The following is a 4,313-nucleotide window of genomic DNA, read 5'->3' as shown; positions in this document are numbered from 1 at the left end:
GGGCAAGGGGGAGAATGAAAAATTACTTCTTTTTCCTCTGCTCCCTGCTCCCTGCTCCCCTGCCTTAAAAGCCTCCCCATCTCCCTCATCTCCCCCACTTTCTACTTCCCATTCTCCATTTTCTTATCCAAGGACACTGTTGCTACAATGCTTTGAGTATTCACCATTGCTGTAATTGTTGGTTCAGTCCAGCGTGCTAACCAACCAGGTTGAATGCCGAAAATAACAATTAGCACAGCTAAAATAGCAGCTGGGCCGCGATCGCTCCAATACACCCGTGGTAGGTTGGTAACTTGTGCAGACAAGCGTCCAAAAAAGGCACGGTTGAGAAGTATTAAAAAGTAAACCGCAGTTAAGCCTGTGCCAATCATTGATAGCAGCGTTTGCACTGGAAAAACTGGAAAACTGCCCCGAAAAATGATGAATTCGGAAATAAAGCCAAGCATTCCTGGTATACCAGCGCTGGCCATTACTCCCACAACAATCAAGCTACCAATTACGGGCATACCTCGTTCTGGGTTCAGCAGTCCTTGGAGGATTTCTAAATCCCGGCTTCCGGCTTTTTTATACACAACCCCTACCAGCAAAAACAGCATGGCGGAAATCAAGCCGTGGCTAATCATCTGCATAACAGCACCTAACACACTTAATGGTGTGGCCGCCGCCGCCGCTAAAAGTACGTACCCCATGTGTCCAATAGAACTGTATGCCACCATTTTTTTCATATCGGTCTGGGCGATCGCGCAGGATGCACCATACAGTACACTGACTACTGCCCAAGTTGCTAACCAAGGAGCCACATAAGCCCAAGCTTCTGGTAACAAGTTCATGCCAAACCGCAGTAAGCCATAAGTTCCCAACTTCAACAACACTCCAGCCAACAGCACAGAAATTGGTGTGGAAGCTTCAACGTGAGCATCTGGCAACCAAGTATGGAAGGGAACCAAAGGAATTTTAATCCCGAAACCTACCAAAATTCCCCCTAACAGTAAAAGCTGTGTCGCTAGAGGTAGAGTCGTAGGGTTCAAGGTTGCTAGTGCAAAGCTAGAGGAACCACTCAGCCAAACCATGCCGAGAAAACTTGCCAAAATCAAGATTCCCGAAACGGCAGTATAAATGAGAAATTTTGTTGCAGCATAACCCCGCTTTTCCCCACCCCAAATGGCTATCAACAGATATAGCGGGATTAGTTCCAATTCGTAAAACAAGAAAAATAGCAGTAAATCCTGTGCCAGAAAAGCTCCAGTCACCCCAGCGCTTAATAATAGTATCAAAGAGTAATAAAATTTAGGGCGCTGTAGGGATTCATCGCTGCTGTAGATGGCAATGCAAGTTAACAATCCATTTAAAACCAGCAGTGGCAAAGATAAACCATCTATTCCCAGGTTATAGTTCAAGCCTAAGACATCTATCCAAGGTAGAGACTCGGCAAACTGTTGAGTGATTTCCCCTGGATGGAACTGAATTGCTAGTATGATTGTCCACAAGAAAGCAATACTGGCAAAGACTAAAGCCACCCCACGGGCGAATTTCCTATTGATGCCAGAGGGCGAGAAACCAATTAAAGCTGCGCCGATTAACGGCACTAGAATTAAAACACTAAGCATAGACGGAATTCAGGTTAGAGGAGTAGGGAAAGCAGGGGAAGCACGGGGAGCAGTGGAGAATAATAACTTTTAAAACTTTTAACTCCTAACAGACGCGATTAATCGCGTCTCTACTCCTAACTCGCTTAAAAAGGTAATTTATCTAGTAAACCAGATGACCAGCTGATGAATAAACCCAGGACGCTGACGACCGCTAAGATGGTCAACATATAGCCCTGAGATTGCCCAGAAATGCTGTACTTTAAAGTTTGTCCACCGAGAATAGTCGCAAATCCAACCAAGTTGACTAAACCATCGACTAAATAGCGATCGCTCCAAGCAGAAATTTTAGATAGCAGTGCTACTGCACCAACTACCGTTACGCGATAAACTCGGTCAATATAAAAATCATAACCTAACAAGTCCTGCACAAATCTCCACGCCAAAATTCTGGATCTTGACCAAGCTTTGTGTAGATGAACTGTAGCCCCTACACCTACCCCGACGACGGTAGAAGTAAATAACGCTAACGCTACATACCAATTAATACTTTCCCAATCTGGTAGCAAGTACCATTGCTGTAGCATCAAAGGCACAAGCAGAGTAAAGACTGTGAGAATCACCATTGGTAAGGCCATCTGCCAACCAACTTCTGGGGTGCGACGGGTCTTTTGTTGCGGTTTACCCCAAAATACTAATCTGAATACTCTGGTTAAGTTCAATGCTGTTAAGCCATTAACCAATAATAAAACCCCAATTACCCAAGGGCTAATATTCACAAAACCGTCAGCCCATGCTAACATTGCCCAAAAGCTTCCCAATGGTAGCAGTGTTACCATCCCGGCTGAACCGACAACAAAGGCAGTAGTTGTGGCTGGCATCCTTGACCACAGACCGCCCATTTCTGTCAAGTCTTGGCTTTGGGTAGTCAAGATTACTGAACCCGAACTCATGAATAATAATGCTTTAGCGATCGCATGAGTTAATAGCAACATCAAGGCTACACCCCCTTGCTGCAAGCCCACCGCCAAAAACACTAAGCCCATGTATGCACTGGTGGAATGAGACAGCGATCGCTTAATGTCAATTTGAGCTATGGATACTAATGTCGCCCCAATTGCCGTTACCGTTCCCATTACTACTAATACATTCAAGGCAACTGGCGACAGGGCTAACAATGGTTGAAGTTTATACAGTAAATAAGCACCACCAGCTACGACTAGTGAGTTTCTCATTACCGAGGCGGGGTTGGGCCCTTCCATTGCCTCATCCAACCAAAGATGCAGGGGAAATTGGGCGCATTTACCAGCAGGCCCAGCAATTAAGGCCAACCCCAGCAATGTTGATGTCATTGGGCTTAAATTAGCTGTTTGCGCCCACTCATATAGATCTGAAAAGTTCAAACTGCCGGCTAAGGTGGAAAGTGTCACCACAGCCATCAGCAGCAACAAGTCTCCCACCCGTTTGGTTAAAAACGCATCCCGCGCCGCCGTCACTACTAGCGGTTGAGCATACCAAAATCCCACCAGCAAGTAAGTTGAAAGCGTCAACACTTCCAAAAGACCATAGCTGAAAAATAAAGAATCACTGATTGCTAAAGCACTCAGCGCTGCTTCAAAAAATCCCAGCAGCGCAAAAAAACGTGCCAACGACCAGTCTTTTTCCATATAACCCAGAGCGTAAACTTGTGCAAGTAAGCTTAACCCTGTAATTAAAACTGTTGCCCCAATACTGACTGGTGAGAGTTCCAAGGCAAAAGATAAGTCTAAATCAGCAGCTTTGAACCACGTCACCAGTAACTTTTCTGGTTCTTTATCCCAGATAATGTTAAATACAAACAGACTATGGACAAAAGCCAAAACGGTCGTCAACAAGTTTATGTATGCCGCAGGTCTTGGCCCTGTTCGCCGAATTATTCCTATTCCCCACGGCAAGGTCAAAATTGCGCCTAATAAGCTATATAAAGGCACAAACCAACTTGTTAAAAATAGAACTTGATCCATTTAAATTCACCTTGACGACTCAGCCTTAATTTTAAAAAAGCTTTTATACTATTATTGATTTTACAAAATTAATTTAGTACAAATATCAATATTTTTTACTCTTGTTTCAACTCAATTATCATAAGTATTTTTACTTTTTTTTCCCCTATTAAACTTTGATAAAATATAACTTTACATAGGTTAAAGCAAGTAAATGCTTTAACCTCACTTTTGTTTTTACATTTTTATTTCTACTTTGAACAAACTACTTTATAGGATATATTTGGAAAAATTATATATTTTTCACTTAGTCCTTGTACATATAGCAAAAATTGGCAGAACCTAGACACAGCATAAGATATAGCAACTTGTCGTCCCTCTCCAGATAAAATTACCCCTGGTTATGAATGTCGTTTTGTAAATGTAATAAAGAAATTATAAAGCATAAGTGGCTCCTCTAGGAATCAGTGAACTTTAATTGCTCAAGAGGACAGATAAATTTTTGTTAAGTTTTTTAAAACTTTCTTATCATAAACTATTATAGTAATTTATATTGCCAGAAAGGCCAACCTTTCCTATGCTTAATTTGGAAGTGTTTTCTTAGCTATTAAGATCAAGCTCTCCCCGTCAAAAATTTTAAGCGACAGTACAGATTGGATTAATATTGTAGGAGTTCTGCGATGCCAATTGCAGTTGGGATGATTGAAACGAAGGGCTTTCCAGCAGTAGTGGAAGCTGCTGATGC

General features: G+C 42.6%; 2 protein-coding genes and 1 pseudogene. 1 reads left to right on the top strand and 2 read right to left on the bottom strand.

Annotated elements, in window-relative coordinates:
• Positions 1-101: 101 nt before the first annotated feature.
• Both ACFE90_RS36750 and ACFE90_RS36745 read right to left on the bottom strand, forming a co-directional pair.
• Positions 102-1,607: an NADH-quinone oxidoreductase subunit M gene (locus ACFE90_RS36750; protein WP_375507167.1), complete on the bottom strand. Its 1,506-nt coding sequence runs from the start codon at positions 1,605-1,607 to the stop codon at positions 102-104.
• Between the two features lie 125 nt (positions 1,608-1,732).
• A complete protein-coding gene (locus tag ACFE90_RS36745) occupies positions 1,733-3,589 on the bottom strand; it encodes an NAD(P)H-quinone oxidoreductase subunit F (RefSeq protein WP_375507166.1) in 1,857 nt (618 codons plus the stop codon).
• A 659-nt stretch (positions 3,590-4,248) separates the two neighbouring features.
• Between ACFE90_RS36745 and ACFE90_RS36740 the strand changes: the two are divergent.
• Positions 4,249-4,313: pseudogene (locus tag ACFE90_RS36740) on the top strand (carbon dioxide-concentrating protein CcmK); the annotation flags it as partial.

Origin of the sequence: uncultured Nostoc sp., from assembly GCF_964245445.1 — a bacterium.
Lineage (GTDB): Bacteria > Cyanobacteriota > Cyanobacteriia > Cyanobacteriales > Nostocaceae > Nostoc.
This window is presented reverse-complemented; position numbering and strand designations above follow the sequence as displayed.

What these genes read in the sequence shown, in the direction of transcription:
- ACFE90_RS36745 (WP_375507166.1), bottom strand. Translation starts at nt 3,589, where the DNA reads ATGGATCAAGTTCTATTTTTAACAAGTTGGTTTGTGCCTTTATATAGC.
- ACFE90_RS36750 (WP_375507167.1), bottom strand. Translation starts at nt 1,607, where the DNA reads ATGCTTAGTGTTTTAATTCTAGTGCCGTTAATCGGCGCAGCTTTAATT.